This window comes from Rhodococcus globerulus (assembly GCF_019334125.1).
GTDB lineage: Bacteria > Actinomycetota > Actinomycetes > Mycobacteriales > Mycobacteriaceae > Rhodococcus_F > Rhodococcus_F globerula.
In genome coordinates this window covers 1601861-1621310 of record NZ_CP079698.1, presented here as the reverse complement: position 1 = coordinate 1621310, position 19450 = coordinate 1601861, and the positions used below count along the sequence as shown (strand labels likewise).

19 protein-coding genes and 1 tRNA gene are annotated in these 19450 nt (G+C 61.8%); 16 read left to right on the top strand and 4 right to left on the bottom strand.

The genetic code is table 11. The annotated features are described in order from the left end of the window. The first annotated feature begins 38 nt into the window (after positions 1-38). The 13 genes from KYT97_RS07270 to KYT97_RS07210 all read left to right on the top strand — a co-directional run bounded on the left by KYT97_RS07270 (position 39) and on the right by KYT97_RS07210 (position 11308). Positions 39-689, top strand: a complete 651-nt coding sequence (locus tag KYT97_RS07270; protein ID WP_219111983.1) for an alpha/beta hydrolase — start codon at positions 39-41, stop codon at positions 687-689. After that, the gene (locus KYT97_RS07265) at positions 686-2023 is read left to right on the top strand and encodes an NAD(P)/FAD-dependent oxidoreductase (RefSeq protein ID WP_219111982.1); all 1338 of its coding nucleotides are present in this window, start codon (positions 686-688) and stop codon (positions 2021-2023) included. Before KYT97_RS07270 ends, KYT97_RS07265 begins: the two co-directional genes overlap by 4 nt. Beyond that, a complete protein-coding gene (locus KYT97_RS07260) occupies positions 2014-2754 on the top strand; it encodes a DUF1365 domain-containing protein (RefSeq protein WP_219111981.1) in 741 nt (246 codons plus the stop codon). The genes KYT97_RS07265 and KYT97_RS07260 overlap by 10 nt, the downstream gene beginning before the upstream one ends. Positions 2755-2765: 11 nt before the next feature. Beyond that, positions 2766-4034: an SAM-dependent methyltransferase gene (locus KYT97_RS07255; RefSeq protein WP_116101974.1), complete on the top strand. Its 1269-nt coding sequence runs from the start codon at positions 2766-2768 to the stop codon at positions 4032-4034. After that, positions 4031-5302: an SAM-dependent methyltransferase gene (locus KYT97_RS07250; RefSeq protein WP_095886542.1), complete on the top strand. Its 1272-nt coding sequence runs from the start codon at positions 4031-4033 to the stop codon at positions 5300-5302. Before KYT97_RS07255 ends, KYT97_RS07250 begins: the two co-directional genes overlap by 4 nt. Continuing rightward, positions 5290-6069 carry a DUF1295 domain-containing protein gene (locus tag KYT97_RS07245; protein ID WP_219111980.1) on the top strand — a complete coding sequence of 260 codons (780 nt, stop codon included), beginning with the start codon at positions 5290-5292 and terminating at the stop codon, positions 6067-6069. Before KYT97_RS07250 ends, KYT97_RS07245 begins: the two co-directional genes overlap by 13 nt. A 62-nt stretch (positions 6070-6131) precedes the next feature. Continuing rightward, the gene (locus KYT97_RS07240; RefSeq protein ID WP_219111979.1) at positions 6132-6509 is read left to right on the top strand and encodes a fluoride efflux transporter FluC; all 378 of its coding nucleotides are present in this window, start codon (positions 6132-6134) and stop codon (positions 6507-6509) included. Further along, positions 6506-6850, top strand: coding sequence for a fluoride efflux transporter CrcB (gene crcB, locus KYT97_RS07235; RefSeq protein WP_033231120.1), 345 nt, complete (start codon positions 6506-6508; stop codon positions 6848-6850). Before KYT97_RS07240 ends, crcB begins: the two co-directional genes overlap by 4 nt. A 56-nt stretch (positions 6851-6906) precedes the next feature. Next, positions 6907-8544 (top strand): phosphoglucomutase (alpha-D-glucose-1,6-bisphosphate-dependent), encoded by a 1638-nt coding sequence (pgm, locus tag KYT97_RS07230; protein ID WP_045070447.1) that lies wholly within the window; start codon positions 6907-6909, stop codon positions 8542-8544. Between the two features lie 42 nt (positions 8545-8586). Then, positions 8587-9798 (top strand): MFS transporter, encoded by a 1212-nt coding sequence (locus KYT97_RS07225; RefSeq protein WP_045070444.1) that lies wholly within the window; start codon positions 8587-8589, stop codon positions 9796-9798. Between the two features lie 9 nt (positions 9799-9807). Further along, positions 9808-10296, top strand: a complete 489-nt coding sequence (locus KYT97_RS07220; protein ID WP_033231117.1) for a MauE/DoxX family redox-associated membrane protein — start codon at positions 9808-9810, stop codon at positions 10294-10296. A 60-nt stretch (positions 10297-10356) separates the two neighbouring features. Further along, positions 10357-11094: a DsbA family protein gene (locus tag KYT97_RS07215; protein WP_033231116.1), complete on the top strand. Its 738-nt coding sequence runs from the start codon at positions 10357-10359 to the stop codon at positions 11092-11094. A 138-nt stretch (positions 11095-11232) separates the two neighbouring features. Continuing rightward, positions 11233-11308, top strand: a tRNA-Ala gene (locus KYT97_RS07210). Between the two features lie 56 nt (positions 11309-11364). Here KYT97_RS07210 and KYT97_RS07205 read toward each other — a convergent pair. Beyond that, the gene (locus tag KYT97_RS07205; RefSeq protein WP_219111978.1) at positions 11365-13899 is read right to left on the bottom strand and encodes an alpha/beta fold hydrolase; all 2535 of its coding nucleotides are present in this window, start codon (positions 13897-13899) and stop codon (positions 11365-11367) included. Positions 13900-14062: 163 nt separating this feature from the next. Between KYT97_RS07205 and KYT97_RS07200 the strand changes: the two genes are divergently transcribed. The 3 genes from KYT97_RS07200 to bluB are packed head-to-tail and all read left to right on the top strand — an operon-like array spanning position 14063 to position 16360. Next, entirely contained in the window at positions 14063-14677 is a 615-nt protein-coding gene (locus KYT97_RS07200) for a lipocalin family protein (RefSeq protein ID WP_033231114.1), read from the top strand. A gap of 34 nt (positions 14678-14711) precedes the next feature. Next, a complete protein-coding gene (locus tag KYT97_RS07195) occupies positions 14712-15734 on the top strand; it encodes a CobW family GTP-binding protein (protein ID WP_116101519.1) in 1023 nt (340 codons plus the stop codon). Next, entirely contained in the window at positions 15731-16360 is a 630-nt protein-coding gene (gene bluB, locus KYT97_RS07190) for a 5,6-dimethylbenzimidazole synthase (protein WP_033231112.1), read from the top strand. Before KYT97_RS07195 ends, bluB begins: the two co-directional genes overlap by 4 nt. A gap of 15 nt (positions 16361-16375) precedes the next feature. Here the strand turns inward: bluB and KYT97_RS07185 are convergent, their stop codons facing one another. The 3 genes from KYT97_RS07185 to moaCB all read right to left on the bottom strand — a co-directional run bounded on the left by KYT97_RS07185 (position 16376) and on the right by moaCB (position 19421). Next, the gene (locus tag KYT97_RS07185) at positions 16376-17788 is read right to left on the bottom strand and encodes a DEAD/DEAH box helicase (protein WP_033231111.1); all 1413 of its coding nucleotides are present in this window, start codon (positions 17786-17788) and stop codon (positions 16376-16378) included. A gap of 234 nt (positions 17789-18022) precedes the next feature. Beyond that, positions 18023-18436 (bottom strand): molybdenum cofactor biosynthesis protein MoaE, encoded by a 414-nt coding sequence (locus tag KYT97_RS07180; protein WP_033231110.1) that lies wholly within the window; start codon positions 18434-18436, stop codon positions 18023-18025. Next, positions 18429-19421 (bottom strand): bifunctional molybdenum cofactor biosynthesis protein MoaC/MoaB, encoded by a 993-nt coding sequence (gene moaCB, locus KYT97_RS07175; RefSeq protein WP_116101517.1) that lies wholly within the window; start codon positions 19419-19421, stop codon positions 18429-18431. The genes KYT97_RS07180 and moaCB overlap by 8 nt, the downstream gene beginning before the upstream one ends. Positions 19422-19450 lie beyond the last annotated feature (29 nt).

The window sequence follows — 19450 nt, the reverse complement described above, 5'->3', positions numbered from 1 at the left end:
GCCCCAATCCGCCAGGCTTTCGGTGCCGAATGCCCTATATGACGCTTCAGCATCGGACGCAGTATCGGGACGATCGCCACCTCACAGTGATGGTTCTGCCTGGTGGGAAGGTTTCGAGTCACCGCCGTTCGCGATTCTGGCATCTGTCGAACCTCCGGATGCGCCCGTTCTCGGCTGCGATTCGGCAACGTGGATTCGATGTCGTGGCGGTCAGGTATCGCACACGTGGGTGGAACGGTCGGGAGCAGAGCCCGGTTGCAGATGCGCGGCAGGTACTCGATCGGATCAAGGCACAAAACTCTGACGCGCAGGTCATTCTGCTCGGACATTCGATGGGTGGACGGGTAGCCGCTGCTCTGTCGGGTGACGCGGCAGTCGTAGGAGTCGTCGCGCTGGCGCCATGGTGGCCGGCAGGGACGGGCATCGGGCTGCGACAGGGTTGCCTGCTGCGGGTAGTGCACGGTACAGCGGATCGCTGGACCGACCCGGATCTTTCCCAAGCGGCGGTCGAGCGAGCGCGTAGATCCGGCCTCGACGCCGAGTGGATCGGCGTCGAAGGTGCCGGGCACTTCATGCTGCGCCGGCTATCACTGTGGCATCGACTGGCAGTAGATGCGGTCTCGGAAATAGCAGTGGTCTCGCAGAGCGCAGAGAAAACAAACGAAGCGAAGGCAGGAGAGCGACGATGAATTCGGGTGGACGGAGTTCGGTGAAGCGGAGTTCTGGCAAGCGCAAGGTTGCTGTCGTCGGCAGCGGTGTCGCAGGTCTTACAGCGGCGTGGGTGCTGAGCAAGGACAGTGACGTCACGCTCTACGAAGCCGATTCGCGGCTCGGCGGTCACGCCGATACACATGCGGTGACCGATCCTGAAGGTCGCAACTTCGCCGTCGATACAGGCTTCATCGTGCATAACGACCGCACCTATCCGACGCTGTTGAGATTGTTCGCCGAATTGGGTGTCGTGACACAGGAATCGGACATGAGCATGTCGGTCCGCTGCGAGGGCTGTGGCCTCGAGTATTCCGGCGGGCAGGGGCTGCGCGGGGTCCTGCCAACGCCTGGACTACTGGTGAACGGCAGCTTTCTGTCGATGTTGATGGAGGTCAAGCGGTTTCATCGACGAGCGCGTGCACTGCTCGAGCAGCCCGAGGAGTCGACTGCCTCGACTGCCTCGACTGCCTCGACACCCGATCAGACGCTCGGCGTATTCCTGCGAAACGGCAGATTCTCGGACTACTTCACCGCGCACTTCATGACCCCGCTGGTATCCGCGGTGTGGTCGTGTGACCCGTCGGCCGCTCTCGAGTATCCGGCGCGGTACCTCTTCGCGTTCCTCGATCACCACGGCATGCTTACTATCTCCGGTTCGCCGACCTGGCGGACGGTAACCGGTGGTTCGGTCGAGTACGTGAAAGCTGTGGCACAGAGCATCAGTGCCGTTCGCCTGAACACGCCGGTTCACGCGGTGTACCGGCACGGTGATTCAGTCGAGATTCGTGGGGGAGATGATCGGCTCGAGACATACGACGCGGTGGTAATCGCGACGCATCCGCAGCAAGCGCTGAAGATTCTCGCCGATCCTACGGCCACGGAGCACGAGGTTCTCGGGGCTATGCCGTATTCGATCAATCACACCCAATTGCACACAGACGAGACTGTGCTGCCCGACAATTCGAATGCGCGGGCGTCGTGGAACTACTACCTGCCGCATTGCGATGCGAGGCCAGATCACGTGCTCGTCAGCTACGACATGACCCGGTTACAGCGTCTACCGGAGACCGGTCGACGGTACATCGTGACTCTCGGTGGCAAGGACATGATCGCCGCGGATTCCGTCATCGACCAGATGACCTACGAGCATCCGCAATACACGCCGACTTCCGTTGCAGCTCAAAGCCGGCTTTCCGAGTTGGACTCGGATGTGCTTGCTTTTGCAGGCGCGTACCACGGGTGGGGTTTCCACGAGGACGGTGCATTGTCGGGTTTGCGTGCCGCGGAGCGGGTCGGAGGTCGGTGGCAGTGACCGGGCCGATTACACCGTCCATCGTCTACACGAGTATTCGCCACGTGCGAACAGAACCGCTGCACAACACATTCGAGTACAAAAGCTACAGCTGGCTGGTCGATGTGGACAAGTCGCCGCATCTGCCGAAAGCATTGCGTCCCTTGGCGAGGTTCACGGCTGCAGATCATCTCGGCGATCCCACCCTATCGATTCGCGTAAACGTCGAGTCGTTCTTGCGGGCCAACGGAATCGAGTTCGGCGGCGGCCGGATCCTCATGCTCGCGAATGCGCGTGTACTCGGCTATGTGTTCAACCCGTTGAGTGTGTTCTGGTGCCTGAATGACGATGGCGCCGTGCGGTGTGTGGTGGCTGAAGTTCACAACACCTATGGTGAGCGGCACTGCTACCTGCTCGAGACCAACGACAATGGTGCGGCACGCACGCCGAAGGAGTTCTACGTCTCGCCGTTCAATGACGTTTCCGGCGAGTACCGGATGAGGCTACCGCTTCCCAAGGAATCGGTGGAGCTGTCGATAGTGCTTGCCAGACCGGATCAGGCACCCTTTGTCGCCACGGTACGTGGTCGATGTGTTCCGGCCACCGCGGGCGTGATAATTCGGAGCTTTCTCGCGATTCCGACTGCACCACTGAGGGTCTCCGCGCAGATTCGATATCAAGGCATCAGGTTGTGGACCAGACGATTACCGGTAGTTCTACGGCCGCAACATCAACCGCAGGAGGCAGTGTGATGACAACCGTGATGACAACAATGACTCGTAGCGCTGAGGTCGAACGCTGGCCAGGAGTTGCCACCGTTCCCAGCGGTCTCAAGGTGCGGGTGGCGTCGCCGGTTGCACGGGCGCTGTTCCACAAGGCAGTCGCGCGCTTGCCCCTGTGCGTTCAGATGCCGAACGGTGATTTCTCGGGCGGCGGTGGACCCGATTCGCCGTTGATGGTCATTCATCGCCCGGATGACTTTGCTGCTCGGGTGGGCGACAGTGGTCTGATCGGATTCGGTGAGTCGTACATGGCGGGTGACTGGGAAGCCTCCGATCTCACCGCAGTCCTGGAAGTTTTTGCCTCTCGTGTGGCGACACTGATTCCCGACTTTCTGCAGCGGTTGCGTGGCCTCTACATTCCCAAGCAGCCACGCAGTGAACACAATTCGACGCAGAACACCCGCTCCAACATCTCGCGGCACTACGACCTCTCGAATGAGTTGTTCGAACTATTCCTCGACGACACGATGACCTATTCCAGTGCCTTGTTCGACGACCTGTCAGTAGGGGACTCCCAGTCATGGGACGTGTTCGCAGCCGCCCAGCACCGCAAAATTGATCGGTTGCTGGACGGTGCGGGCGTCGGGCCTGGTTCGCGAGTGCTTGAAATCGGCACTGGGTGGGGGGAATTGGCGATCCGAGCAGCCCAGCGTGGTGCGACGGTGCGTTCGGTGACGCTGTCGGTGGAACAGCAGGAACTGGCAGCCAAGCGGATAAGCGCTGCGGGACTGGCGGATCGCGTTCAGGTCGACCTTCTGGATTACCGGCAGGTGCAGGGGGAGTACGACGCAGTGGTGTCGGTCGAGATGATCGAGGCGGTCGGCCACCAGTACTGGGGAAGTTACTTCCAGAAGATCGACTCCCTGTTGGCGCCCGGTGGGCGTGCCGCGATCCAAGCAATCACGATGCCGCATGATCGGATGTTGGCTACCCGCAACACCTATACATGGGTGCACAAGTACATCTTCCCGGGAGGCTTCCTGCCCTCCATACGGGCGATCGAGGACGTCACCGAACGCATGACCACTCTTCGTGTGCGTGAACGCATGTCGATGGGTGATCACTACGCGCAAACACTCCGCCTCTGGGATGAGCGGTTCAGTGCCCGCGCGGAGGAAGTCGCAGCGCTCGGATTCGATGACGTATTCACCCGCATGTGGCATTTCTATCTCTGCTATTCCGAGGCGGGTTTCCGTTCCGGATATCTCGATGTGCAGCAAGTGATTCTCGATCGGAGGAACCCGCGATGACCACCACGATAGATCGATCGATACAAGGCACCGGCGTTGCTGGTCGTCTGTCGGAAATCCTCAGTCCGCTTGTCGGCGGCGAACTTCCGGTTCGGCTGACGGCGTGGGACGGCAGCACAGCAGGGCCGGTCGATGCGCCGAAAGTGACGCTTCACAGCGCAAACGTGCTGCGACGACTCTTGTGGAATCCCGGAGAGTTGGGTGCGGCGCAGGCGTATGTTCTGGGCGAACTCGACGTCGAAGGCGATCTTGGCGAAGCACTCACGCATGTGTGGAAAGTGTCTGCCGAGCGTGGGCTGGGGTCGATCTCGCCGTCACCGTCGGTTATCCTCGCCGCGGTTAAGGCCGCGAGATCCTTGGGGGTGTTCGGGCGCCGGTTGCCACCTCCCGTGTCGCAGGCGCGGGTCAAGGGTCGCTTGCACAGTATGTCGAGGGATCGGGCGGCGATCGGTCATCACTACGACTTGTCGAACGACTTCTATTCGCTGATCCTCGACCAGAACATGGCGTACTCCTCGGGGTACTGGACTTCCGATGCACCGGAATACACTCTCGAAGACTCTCAGAAGGACAAGCTGGACCTGGTATGCCGCAAGATCGGACTCGATCGGGCGCGCGGGCAACGCTTACTCGACGTTGGTTGCGGGTGGGGTTCGCTGAGCGTCCACGCAGCTCGCGAGTACGGTGCCCACGTTGTCGGAGTGACGATCTCGGCGGAGCAGAAGGCGTTTGTCGACGCGAGGGTCCGATCGCTCGGCCTCGAAGATCGGGTCGAGATCCGACTGCAGGACTACCGTGAAATTCCGGACGGACCCTACGACGCCGTCGCGTCGATCGAAATGGGCGAGCATGTCGGCGAGGACAATTACCCGACGTATGTGAAAGCGCTGCACGACAATGTGATCGAGGGTGGTCGCGTGCTGATCCAGCAGATGTCGCGGACCGGGCCGCATCCGGGTGGTGGGCCATTCATCGAGTCGTTCATTGCGCCCGACATGTATATGCGTCCAGTTGGGCGCACCGTGGCGATGATCGAGGAGGGTGGGCTGGAAGTGCTTGACGTTCAAGCGCTTCGGGTGCACTACGTGCGCACAGTCGACTCATGGATCGAGACGTTCGAGTCCAACTTCGATCGTGTCGTCGAGCTGGTCGGCATGGAGGTCGCGCGGGTGTGGCGTCTCTACCTCGTCGGCGGTGGCATGGCATTTCGTGACGGGCGGATGGGTGTGGATCAGATTCTTTCGGTGAGGCCGTCATGTCTTCGATGACGCTCGGTCCGATGTTGTTCGCGAGCTTTCTGGCGGTTGTCGTCACGATGGCGGTTACGGCGTCGATCGGTATACGTATCGGCCGGCACAATGTTGTCGACGTGTCCTGGGGTGTGGGCTTTGTCGTCATTGCCGCAGTATCGGCAGTAGTCGGTGCGGGCGATCTGTGGCGCCGTCTACTGATGCTCGCGTTGGTCGGCATCTGGGGCCTGCGATTGGCGTGGCACATGGCTGTGCGCTCGCGCGGTAAGGGCGAGGATCCTCGGTACGAGCAGATGCTGGGAAAGGCGTCCGGCAGTCGAACTCTGTATGCGATACGGAAAATCTATGTGACGCAAGGTATCTCCCTGTGGTTTGTGTCGCTGCCGATTCAGGTGTCCGCGGTGTCGTCAGGTGGGTTCAACCTGTTGGTACTCCTGGGAATCGTGTTGTGGCTGTTCGGTGTGACGTTCGAGGCGGTCGCCGATCGTCAGATGGCCGAGTTCAAATCCGATCCCGGCAGTTACGGGCACATCATGGATCAGGGACTGTGGGCGTGGACGCGTCATCCCAATTACTTCGGTGACGCCTGCGTGTGGTGGGGCATATTCCTCGTCGCGGCATCGGTATGGCCAGGAGTATTGACGGTACTCTCACCGATTGCGATGACATATTTTCTCGTGTTTGCGACCGGCGCGCGACTTCTCGAGCAGCACATGGCGCACCGCCCCGGTTATCGTGAGTACCAGGAGCGGACGAGCTACTTCATTCCGCGGCCGCCGAAGTAGGTCTGGCTCAGGAGTGGGTCTGGCTCAGTAGTAGATCTGGCTCGAGCGAGTGAGGAGCGTGAATGAGTGAACTGGGCTTGCCGGCGGCTATCGGAGCGGTGGCCGCCGGTGGTGCGCTCGGAGCGCTGACGAGATACGGGTTGGGTGAGTGGTTTCCCCATATCTGGACTACTCTCGTGATCAATGTCGTGGGGTCGCTGATCCTCGGAGTGCTTGCGGCACTGCTGATTCACGACAAGGTCTGGTACATCTTCCTGGGCACGGGATTCTGCGGTGGCTTCACGACGTTCTCGTCGTTTGCGGTTCACGCGGTTACCGAAAGTCCGGTGCGATCCATTCTGTACGTTCTCGGCACTTTGATTCCGGCGATCTTGGCCGCAGCGTGGGGCAGAGCCCTTGGCGAGCGCTGGATGCGTCGTAGTGAGGGGGCGAACGTATGACCGTTCTCCTCGTAGCGATCGGCGGAGGCGCCGGAGCGACCGGTAGGTACCTGCTCGCGAAATACGTCCCGACATACCGGGGATTTCCGGCAGCAACATTCGCGGCTAACGTCCTGGGTTGCTTTCTCCTCGGATTGTTTACCGGCGCAACACTCTCCACCGCTATGGCGGCCTTGCTTGCAACCGGGTTCTGCGGCGGTTTGTCCACGTACTCGACGTTTGCGACCGAAAATGTAGGCATGCTGGACAAGCGTCAGACGGCGATGTCGCTGGTGTACATCATCGCCAGTCTTGTCGTTGGGCTGAGCGTCGCCTGGTTGGGAATTCAGATCACAGGGTAGAGAATGAGCGGCAGTCGTGTCGGCTGCGTAGTCGACCACCGGGCTTAGGGGGATTCGTGGCGCACGAACGAGCAGGACAGGTGGCGCAACCACAGGATTTGATCGACGTTCCGCACTTGGTTTCCGCGTATTACACACGGACACCTGATCCTGAGGATCCGATGCAGCAGGTGCTGTTCGGGACGTCGGGGCATCGGGGTTCCAGTCTGGACGGCGCGTTCAACGAAGCGCATATCCTGGCAACGACGCAGGCGATCGTGGAGTACCGCGCATCGCAGCGCATTGACGGGCCGTTGTTCATCGGCCGCGACACGCACGCGTTGTCCGAGCCGGCCTGGCTGTCTGCGCTCGAAGTTCTTGTTGCCAATGACGTAGTGGTGCTGGTTGATTCGCGCGACGCCTATACCCCCACACCCGCTGTGAGTCACGCGATTCTGCGATACAACTCCACCGCGCCCGAGGCCAAGGCCGACGGAATTGTCGTGACGCCTTCGCACAATCCGCCCCGTGACGGTGGGTTCAAGTACAACCCGCCCCACGGCGGCCCAGCTGATACCGATGCCACGTCGGTCATCGCGGACCGTGCCAACCAACTGCTCCGCGACGGACTGGCCGGCGTCCGGCGCGTCACGACGGAACAGGCGCTGGCCAGGGTCGAGCGGTACGACTTCCTGCGCTACTACGTCGACGACCTGCCGTCGGTGCTCAACCTCGACGCGATTCGCGACGCGGGTATCCGCATCGGCGCAGATCCGCTCGGCGGCGCCAGTGTCGACTACTGGGGAGCCATCGCCGAGACTCATCACCTCGACCTCGAGGTCGTCAATCCTCTGGTCGATCCGACGTGGCGATTCATGACGCTCGACACCGACGGCAAGATCCGCATGGATTGCTCCTCGCCTGACGCGATGGCGTCGTTGATCGGTATTCGGGATCGCTACGATATCGCCACCGGCAACGACGCGGATTCCGATCGGCACGGAATTGTCACCCCCGACGGCGGTTTGATGAACCCCAATCACTATCTGGCCGTTGCCATCGAGTACCTCTTTGCTCACCGCCCACAGTGGGCTGCAGGCACGAAGGTCGGGAAGACCCTGGTCAGTTCGTCGATGATCGACCGCGTTGTGAACGGACTGGGACGCGAACTCCTGGAGGTACCCGTCGGCTTCAAGTGGTTCGTACCCGGGTTGCTCGACGGTTCGGTCGGGTTCGGCGGCGAGGAAAGCGCGGGAGCGTCCTTCTTGCGTCACGACGGTTCGGTGTGGACGACGGACAAGGACGGCATCATTCTTGCGCTGCTCGCGTCCGAGATCACGGCGGTGACCGGCAAGACGCCGTCGGCGCACTACACGGCGTTGACCGAGAAGTTCGGTAGCCCCGCCTACGCCCGCATCGACGCGCCCGCGAGTCGCGCGCAGAAGGCGGTACTGGCAAAACTGTCACCGGAGCAGGTCACCGCGACGGAACTGGCGGGGGAGCCGATCACCGCGGCTCTGACGGCAGCGCCCGGAAATGGCGCCGCGATCGGCGGATTGAAGGTGACTACCGAGAACGCGTGGTTTGCGGCCAGGCCGTCGGGAACCGAGGACGTGTATAAGATTTATGCCGAGTCGATGAAGGGCGCCGATCATCTGGCTCAGGTTCAGTCGGCAGCGAAGGACTTGGTGTCAGGTGTCTTGAACGCGAACTAGCTCGCGGCCCACTCGTGTCGCCCGGCTAGAATCCCGGGCGACATGAAAACTCGCGCAGCCAGGCTGCCACAGGAAATCTGGGTGCTGGTTTCCGCCAGCTTCGTCATCGCTCTCGGATTCGGCATCGTTGCCCCGGCGCTACCGCAATTCGCCCGCAGCTTCGATGTATCGGTTACGGCCGCCACAGTCGTCATTTCGTCGTTTGCATTCATGCGCTTGGTGTTTGCGCCGATGAGCGGCACCTTGGTGCAGAAACTCGGCGAGCGCCCGGTGTACATCCTGGGACTGTTGATCGTCGCGTTGTCCACCGGAGCGTGCGCGTTTGCGCAGGAGTACTGGCAGCTGCTGTTGTTCCGGTCACTCGGTGGTATCGGTTCCACCATGTTCACCGTGTCGGCGCTAGGTTTGCTTATCCGGATGTCGCCGCCCGACCATCGGGGACGCGTATCCGGTCTGTATGCGACGAGCTTCCTGATGGGCTCGATTACCGGTCCGATATTTGGCGGCGCGCTGCTGCAGTTCGGCCTGCGGATGCCGTTCCTCATCTATGCGGCAACTCTGGTCATCGCAGCCGCTGTAGTTTTCTTCAGTCTGCGCGGTTCACATCTTGCGTCGCCGGACAAAGGTGCGTCAATCACACCGATGACGTTGTCGGAGGGACTACGTTCGCCGGTCTATCGCGCTGCTCTGGGCTCGAATCTGGCATTCGGTGGTGTCATTTTCGGCGTCCGTGTCGCGATGGTCCCGCTTTTTGTCGTTGAGGCTCTCGGTCGTGAAGACTCGGTGGCCGCATATGCGCTGGCAGTTTTTGCGGTCGGAAATGCGCTGGTTCTGACCTTCTCGGGTCGGCTCTCGGACAAGTACGGACGTAAACCGTTTGTGCTTGCCGGGCTGGTTGTCTGCGGCGCCGGCACGATGGCGATCGGATTCACGCACAACTTGGTGGCGTTTTTCCTGATTGCTGCCGTGACGGGCGCGGGCTCCGGTTTGATGAGTCCGTCGCAGCAGGCTGCGGTTGCCGACGTCGTCGGGTCCAAGGCGCGCGGTGGTCCCGTTCTGGCGGTGTTCCAGATGATGTCCGACGTTGGTGGTGTGGTCGCGCCGATCTGCGCCGGACTACTGGTTGAGCATTTCTCGTACTCGGCAGCCTTCGCGACGATGGGAGCTGTGGTGATCATTGCGAGCGTGGGTTGGCTGCTGGTGCCTGCGAAGGCTGTGACCGCGAAAACAGTCAGTTCGGAAGTCCCTCTGTAGGCTCGGCTCGTGGCTATTCGCATCGTGAGTCTTGTGGCCCGCTTGGGTTTGGCAGCCGTGTGGCTGATTTCGGGTGGCATCAAATTCCTCGATCCCGTTCAGACGAAGATCGCCGTCCGGGCGTATCAATTGTTGCCCGAGAGCCTGGTCGGCCCCGTGGCGATTGCGATGCCGTTGGTCGAGATCGTTCTCGGATTACTGCTGCTCGTTGGCCTCGCCGTACGAGCGTCGGCTGCAGTGTCGGTTCTCATGCTGGTTGTGCTCATCAGCGTGATCATCTCGGTCTGGGCACGTGGATTGTCCATCGACTGCGGCTGTTTCGGGGGAGGTGGAGCTGCCGACGTCGACGCGTGGGACTACCTCAGCGAGATCCTGCGCGACATCGGATTCCTGGCATTGGCCCTGTGGTTGTGTTTCTTCCCACGGTCACCGCTCGCATTGGGACAGGGATCACGTACCGCATTCTCAGTTGAAGCACAGTCTTCAATGGCAAGGTGAATACCCGGGGAAGGTAACCCCTCGGTAAAATCGTTTCGACGCACGAAGGACTGCATCAGCGTGAGCGCCAAGAACAACAAGTACAAACCGGAACCGGTGTCGAGTCGGTCCACTTATGTCATCGGTGGAATCGCGGTCCTGGTGATCGCAGCCCTCGTCATCGGCGGTGTCCTGTGGCAGTCGAGCAAGAACAAGGTGCAAAACGACGGCTACGGCTCGGTTCAGAACTCCGAGGTGGTTGTCACCGTGGAGGACAACGGCGTCGTGCTGATCGGAAAACCGGACGCACGTACCACTCTCGACATCTTCGAAGACCCGCTGTGCCCGGCGTGCGCTGCACTCGAGCACTTGAGTGGCCAATCGGTGTCGGCGGCAATCGACGCCGGTGACGTCGCTGTTCGCTATCACATGCTCAACTTCCTCAACCGGGCATCGAGCAGCGGTGATTACTCCACCCGCGCGGGCGCCGCATTGCTGTGCGTCGCGCAGGACGGCGACGCGATTGCCTACTCGAATCTGCACACCACACTCTTCTCTCCGGACAACCAACCGTCTGAAGGCGGCAAGAGTGATCACACCAACGACGATTTGGCTCGGATAGCCGGCGAAGCCGGTGCATCGGATGCAGCGACTACGTGCATCTCCTCTGGAGCGAACGTGGAGGCCGCTGCGGCCAATGCTGCTGCGGCGAGTGAGGCGCTCTCCGCCGCCGGCGGAACGGGCACCCCGACGGTTATCGCCGACGGCAAGATCGTCAGCACCAAGAACAGTGACTGGGTTTCGCAGTTCACCTCCTGAAGCAGTGTGCGGCCGCTCTGAAACCCGGAGCGGTCGCACCAGCTTGACCAGGCGATTTGTTGCTCACCGCGCAAGTGGTGTAACTTTCTTCAAGCAAGCGGCAAGCAGAACAACCGCCTGCAAGATCGAACTGAATACGGGGCTATGGCGCAGCTGGTAGCGCACCACACTGGCAGTGTGGGGGTCAGGGGTTCGAGTCCCCTTAGCTCCACCAAAAAGAGCAGGTCAGACAAAATGTCTGACCTGCTCTTTTTTTGTCGTTTTCGGCCGTTAGCTCAATGCCCGCTCGAGTGCCTCGCCCGTAGCAACGGCGTACGGGGCCCGCAGAATGTCTTCGTGCGATCCGGCTACATCCTCGAAAGTGATCTGGCCGGTGGCGATGGCCGACCAATCGTGTGCATCCTGTCGGTTGTCGTCGCCGCGGATGACCACAACAGAACCGCGATACGGGCTTGGCGCGTACTTGCGCAGGGACGCCAGTCCGCGATGGTAGAAGAGGTACCACTGCATCGACGGGTCGAACTGCATGATGCCCGCGACTTGGTACCGGAGCCAGATACCCAGAACCGATGTTTTCGAGGTCCGGGCTCGGGCATTGAGCACCGGCTCGCCGGATTCCGATGGAGCCGGCGGCTCAGTGGTGTCAGGCCGCGGCCCGATCATGTTCTCCCGCAACCGAGTGTCCAGAATGACAACGTGTTCCACGATCTCGCCTTCCGCGTGGAGGCGATTCGCAATTTCGAGGGTGACAAAACCGCCGTGGGAGTAGCCGCCGAGCACATACGGGCCGTGCGGACGGACCTTCCTGATCTCACGGATGTATCGGTCGGCCATCTTGGCAACGGTGCGATCGGGGAGCCCGCGAGATTCCATCCCGTGTGCTTGCAACGCGTACACAGGTCGTTCACCGGACATCGCCTGCACCGTCGCGAGAAAGCTCAGTGCAGGCGCACCGGCTCCGGTGATCAGGAAGAGCGGAGTTCGGGAACCGCTCGTGGCAAGGGGAACAAGCACAGATGCCCGGCCTTCGTCACGCTTCTTGTTGCGCAGCATCGCGTCGACCAGCGCGGCGAGTTCGCGGATGGTGGTGGCGCCGGCAAACTGGGCGGCGCTGACGGTGACCAGTACAGCGGCTCGTAGTGCGGCGAGCATTTCTGCGGCAGCGAGTGAATCTGCGCCGAGGGCAAAGAAGTCGTCGTCACGGTCGAGTGATTCGATCCCGATGATCTTGGACCAGATGATGGCCACCCGAAATTCGGTGATGGTCTCGAGAGTCGGCGTGGCGGTGGAGGTGGAGGTAGCGACCGGCGCCGGTGTCGGCAGTGCGTTGCGATCGATCTTTCCGCGTTCGTTGCGGGGAATCGAGGCCAGCATCACGATGTGGCGGGGAACCATCCAGCCGGGCAGGCTCAGAGATACCGCGCGTCGAATCTCCGCGGGAGACAGAGCAATTCGCTGTGAATCACTCACGACGTATGCGCAGAGCTCTGGGTGGTCGTTCTCGGTCCGAACGATCACGGCCGCATCGACGACGCCGGCCACCGCGCGGATGGCGACGTCGACTTCGGTGGGTTCGACAAGGTATCCACGAATTTTCACAGCATCGTCGAGTCGGCCTTTGAGTTGCAGTTCGCCGTCGCTGTCGATGCATCCGCGGTCGCCGGTGCGATACAGGCTGATGCCGTCGCCCAGCGGTGTGAATCGTTGCGCTGTCCGCTCCGGGTCGCCGTGATAACCGTCGGCCAAGTCGCTGGAAATGACATGGATTTCGCCGATCTCGCCGTCGGGCAGCTGGTTGCCCTCGGAATCGACTATCCGGACGTCCTTCCCGTCACGTGCTCGACCGGCGGGGACGATGCCCTCCGGGAACGTGGCTGCGGGAGGAAAGACGTTGTAGGCGACGACCCCCGTTTCCGTGGTTGCCATCCAGTTGACATAGGTCACGTCCGCGAACCCGCGATCACGGTGACGTTGGTAGTCGTCGCCGTGAACAGCCTCGCCGTAGGTAACGACAACGCGAAGGGAACTCTGGGGATCTGCGCCCGGTTCGGCGGGATTCTGCTGCGTCCACGCCCGCAGGAACGACGGTGCGCAATGAGCTGTGGTGATCGAGTTTCTCCGGAGCCAACTGCCCAGGGTGGAACTGCCGTCGACGCGGGGGTCCCAGCAATACACGGTGACACCGTTCATCAAACCCATGATGAGTGCGGTGATACCCGCGCCGAAGCTGACGGGCAGAAGGTTCCCGATGTGATCGTCCGGTCGGAGATCGATGGCGGCGGCAAGTTCGTCTGCCTTGTTCAGACACATCGAATGGCTGAGCACCACTCCCTTGGGTGCGCCGCTGGTGCCGGAAGTGAATGCGATCATGGCTGGATCGGAGCTCAGTGACTCGAGTGCGTTGCCGAAACGGAACGGAGTGGCAGCGGCGTGTTCGAGGATTGTCGCGATGGAGACCGCGCCCGACGTGGACAGGATGTGCTCGCGCCTGGCCGGCGGCAGCTGCGGGTCGATCATGACGAGTGGCCGACCGGAGATCAGTGTGGCAAGGATGCGGACAACGGCCTCGGCGGTGGGGTCGAGTTCGACAGCTACCGGACAGCGGCCGTGCGGCCCGCGAATATCGAGTTCACGCGCGAGTGCGTCTGCGCGGACTTCGAGATCTGCGAACGTGATCTGATCCCGTGGGGTGACGACGGCAACGGTGTCGTGCTGCATAGAGGTGACGCGGCGCCACCGCAATTCGATGGTTTCGTCGATGACGGCATACCGCGTCCGTTCGAGCCCTAGATCGACCACGTTCATGTCTGACGCTCCGTTCCAGCTATCAGTTACTTATTAGCAAAGACTACAGAAGGTTGGGTATCGAGGTCTATAACAAACCAAAAGTAGTTTTCCATACGACCAATCCGCGGGACCATCCGCTCCGAATGTCAGGCGAGAAAACAAACGAACGGAAGGCAATGACATGAAGTGGTCGGGGAGATGTGCGATTGCGGCAGTCGGAGCGGGTGTCGGTATGGCGATGACGGCCATGCCGGCGCAGGCAGCTCCGATGTCAGCGGACTTGTGGCAGCCGTTGGCACCCGTCGAAAAATTGGATGTCGAACGCTACGTCGGCGACTGGTACCAGCTGGCAGCGGTGCCTCAGCCGTTCAACCTGATGTGCGCCAAGGACACCCGGGCGCGATACGAGGTGCTCGACTCGTCGAATGTGAGCGTGCAGAATACGTGCACGACCTGGGCTGGGGACCAGAGCGGCATCGCCGGTAATGCGCGGGTTACCGATACGCAGTCCGCAGCGCAACTTCATGTCAGTTTCCCGGGCGTACCTTTTCAGGACGGACTGGACGGGCCGCCCAACTACATCGTCACCTACATTGCCGACGACTACTCGTGGGCACTGGTGGGTGACCCGCTTCGAACGTCCGGGTTTGTATTGTCGCGTTCACCCGCAGTCGATGCCGCGGGGTGGAGTGAGATACGCCGAGTTGCCGAGAGCCGCGGGTACAACGCATGCACGATCGTGACGTCACCGACAACCGAAGGCAAGAAGGAGATTCAGCCGCTCTGCACAATCTGACGGCCCGCTAGGATTGCGTGGTGCCTAGGATTTCTTGGTGAAAAAACAGATTCCCGTGATCGTCGTCGCAGGATTTCTGGGTTCGGGAAAGACGACGCTCCTCAATCACCTTCTGCACAACAACAACGGTGTGCGCATCGGGGTCATCGTCAACGACTTCGGTTCGGTCAACATCGATTCGATGATGGTGGCCGGCCAGGTCGACTCGACGCTCTCACTGAGCAACGGGTGCCTGTGCTGCGCGGTCGATGTCTCCGACATGGACGAGATGCTCGACAAGTTGGCGCACAGCCAATCCGAGATCGACGTCATCGTCATCGAAGCCAGCGGACTGGCGGAGCCGCGCAACATGATCAGGTTGGTGCTGGGCAGCGAGAATCCGCGGGTCGTGTACGGCGGCCTGGTTGTTGTTGTCGACGGGGCCAACTTCCGATTGACACGTAGCACCCATCCCGAGCTCGATCAGCACGTCGGGTTAGCGGATCTACTCGTCGTGAACAAGATCGACTGCGTCGACTCTGCGGAACGCGAGGTCTTCACGGAGGTGATTCGTGGGCTCAACCCCCGAGCGCCGATTGTGGACACGACTCACTCTCGCGTGGACCCAGCTCTGCTGTTCGATTTCGCGGCCGCGCCGCAGCCGTTACCTGGTCAGCAGATGAGCCTCGACGAACTGCTGCGCGACGATCATCACGACCACATTCACACCCACTACGAGGCAGTCGATTTTGTGTCCGACACGGCGCTCGATGCGCGCGCCGTCACAAAATTTCTCGAGAACCAACCGGCCGGTGTGTACCGGATCAAGGGGTTCGTGAACTTCGATATCCGGGGTTACACAGGCAAATTCGAAGTACAGACAGTGGGTGATCACGTGCGAATCACACCATTACGGTGGAAGGCCGGCGAGCCGCGGACTACACAGTTGGTCGTGATCGGCAGCGGCATGGACAGTGCGGTCGTCCGGGACACGTTGAGTGAGTGCATACGCGTCGAGGGAGTCGAGTTGCACCCCGATGCGATGCTGGGATTGCACCGCTATACCGTCGGAGCGTGAGTGAATCAGCTGTATCTGTGTACGAAGCGATCCGGCGCCGGCGCGACGTGCGGGCAGAGTTTTCCGGTGAGGTTATTCCGGACGATGTGCTGATGCGCATCCTCGACGCGGCACATCGGGCGCCGAGCGTCGGGAACACGCAGCCGTGGGATTTTGTGGTGGTCCGCAATCCGGACACGCTCTCGACATTTGCCGCGCACGTCGCGGAGGCGAGGGTCAATTTTGCTCAGTCTCTGCCTGACGATCGGCGTGAGACGTTCGACCCCATCAAGATCGAGGGGATCACGGAAAGCGGTACCGGGATCGTTGTCACCTACGACCCGTCGCGCGGAGGCCCCAACATTCTCGGCCGTCACACGGTCGACGACACCGGCTTGTTCTCTGCAGTTCTCGCAATTCAAAACCTGTGGCTGGCCGCGGTTGCCGAGGACATCGGCATCGGGTGGGTGTCGTTCTACGACGAGGAATACCTCACCGAACTGATGAACATTCCGGCTCCGGTGAGGCCCATTGCCTGGCTGTGCATCGGGAAAGTAACTCAGTTCCAACAGGTTCCGGATCTCGAGCGTTTCGGATGGAAACAGCGCCGGCCATTGGCCGACGCTGTCCATTTCGAAACTTATTGAGTTGTCCGCTCGCGGTTAGCGGGCTGCGGGACGTCCACCGGTGCGGGCCCGGCCTGCGCCGCCGGACCGCGCGCCACGAGACTGACCACCCTGGCCGCTGCGAGCCTGGCCGCCCTGACCGGAACGTGCCTGGCCGCTACGAGCCTGACCGCCCTGACCGGAACGTGCCGGACGAGATCCGCGGCCGCCGCCCTGCGGTGCCACCGGAGCCTTGGGTGCGGGGGTGACATGCGGTGCGATGTCGCCGACAAGCTTCACGACGTGCTCGGAGTTCGCAGTCGATCGAACGGGCGTCACCTTGATAGCTGCCTTGCGCATGAGGATCGCGAGATCCTTGCGCTGCTCGGGCAGGACGACGGTAACTACGTCACCGGCGCTGCCGGCGCGAGCGGTACGGCCACTGCGGTGCAGGTACGCCTTGTGCTCGGCCGGGGGATCGACGTGCACAACCAACTCGACGTCGTCGACGTGAACGCCGCGAGCGGCAACGTCGGTGGCAACCAGAACGCGAGCCTCGCCGGCGGAGAACGCGGCAAGGTTGCGATCGCGGGCAGCCTGCGACAGGTTGCCGTGCAGGTCGACGGACGGAATGCCCGACTCGGTGAGCTGGCGAGCCAACTTACGAGCCTGGTGCTTGGTGCGCATGAAGAGGATGCGTCGGCCGGTGCCGGACGCCAGCTTCTCCACCAGAGCCTTCTTCGCTTCGACGCCGTCGACGTCGAACACGTGGTGCGTCATCGCGGCGACGGGGGAGTTGGCCTCGTCTACCGAATGCATGACCTCGTTCTTGAGGAAACGCTTGACGAGCTTGTCGACGCCGTTGTCCAGGGTGGCGGAGAACAGCAGTCGCTGGCCGTCGGCCGGAGTGGACGAGAGAATGCGGGTGACGACGGGAAGGAAGCCGAGGTCGGCCATGTGGTCGGCCTCGTCGAGGACCGTGATCTCGACGGCGTCGAGGCTTACGAACTTCTGCTTCATGAGGTCTTCGAGGCGACCGGGGCACGCGACGACGATGTCGACTCCGGCCTTGAGTGCCTGGACCTGACGGTGCTGCGAGACGCCACCGAAGATGGTGGTGACGCGCAGGTCGTAGGCCGCGGCAAGCGGCTCGAGGGTTGCGGTGATCTGGGTGGCTAGCTCGCGGGTCGGCGCGAGAACCAGTCCGAGCGGGCGGCCCGGACGACGCTTGCCGCCGGCCAATTCACCCGCGAGGCGCGAGACCATGGGGATGGAGAAGGCAAGCGTCTTACCGCTGCCGGTCTTTCCGCGGCCCAGGACGTCGCGTCCCGACAGAGTGTCGGGGAGGGTGTCGATCTGGATCGGGAAGGGGGAGGTGATTCCGCCGTCTTCGAGTGCTTTGACCAGCGGCGGACGTACACCGAGGGAAGCGAAGGTAGCGGTAGTGGTGACAGTCGAGGTGTCGGACAAGTGTGTTCAGAGCCTTTCGGGGCACTTTGCGTGCCCGGATGCCGACACGGCAAAATAGCCGTATCTGACAATCAAGCACAGTGGTGGCGGCGCTGCCGGTCGGCAGGCTTCTTCGCCGTAAGAAGTGCGGGTGCGTTAAGCACTCTTCGCGAACTGAAGTTGCGTTCTTTCGACGCTGGGTGCCCACTTTCGGACACCTAGTGATGCTGAGTCTACCTGGACCGCGCGGCTTCTCTACAACCCGACCCACTCGGAAACGCCACTGGCGAAGCGCTGACGCTTCCAGATCGGCACTTCGGCCTTGATTCGTTCCACCAGTTCGGCGCACGCTGCAAACGCTTCCGCGCGATGTGGGGCAGCGACCGCGGCAACCAAAGCGTGGTCGCCGATCTCGAGATGTCCGACGCGGTGAATCGCTGCGACGGGTAGGCCGGTAGAAGCCGACACTTCCTCGCAGCAGGTGCGCAGAAACCGTTCGGCGTCGGGGTGTGCCTGGTACTCGAGGGCTGAAACAGCTTGGCCACCATCATGATTGCGCACCGTGCCGGTGAAGACGACAACAGCGCCGTTCTTCGGTCCGGCGACGGCAGCGTCGACGGTGGCGGCTTGAATCGGATGTTCGGAAATTCGTGCGAGCAGTTCAGTCATCGTGCATTCCTCCGCCTGCAACCTGCGCGAGCAAGTGATCGATGATGGGGTCGAGGACGGCAAGTCCGTCCTTCACGCCGCCCGGAGATCCGGGCAGATTGACGATGACAGTGCGCTCTGTGAGTCCTGCCACTCCGCGGCTGAGCGAGGCGTGTGGGGTCTTTTCGAGCCCCTTTGTGCGGATCGCTTCCGCGATTCCCGGTAGTTCGCGGGTGAGAACGGCAAGCGTCGCTTCGGGCGTGGCATCAGTGGGAGAAGCGCCGGTTCCGCCGGTGCTGATGATCAGGGCTGGGGAACCGGTTCTGGCGTCGTCGATGCCCGCGGCGATGTCGGCGTCGGCGTAGACCAGTGGGCCGCGCACTTCGAAATCGCGATCCCGGAGCCATTGTTCGATGACCGGGCCGGTTGTGTCGGGGCGGGTCCCAGCGGCGCCACCGGTAGACGCGACAAGGACGGCCGCGGTGCGCGTGGTGTCGAATGTATCTGGGGCAGTGCCAGATTCAGGTAACCGGCCGCTCTCGCGCGTCCAATGTCCGTGTTTGCCACCGTCTTTGGTGAGCAGGCGGACGCCGTTCATGGTGGCGGCGGGGTCGATGGCCTTGACCATGTCGTGCAACGTGAGCCCGGCCACGGCAACCGCCGTCAGGGCCTCCATCTCGACGCCCGTCTGCCCGCGAGTCTTGGCCGTAGCTTCGACGGTGATCGAGGTCTCGGTGAACCCGAACTCCACTTTGACGGACGACAACGCGAGTTGATGACACAGCGGAATGAGCTCGGACGTCTTCTTTGCGCCCGCGATGCCGGCGATCCTTGCTGTCGAGAGGACATCGGCTTTGGGCATTCCGTCGGCCCGGACGAGGCGAATGACCTCCGCAGTGGTGACCAGTTCACCTGCGGCCACCGCAATGCGCGTCGTCTCGGCTTTTGCGCTCACGTCGACCATGCGGGCGCGGCCCTCGCCGTCGACGTGTGTCAGTTCGGTCATTGAAAGTCCTTACCGTCCTTTTCAGTTGC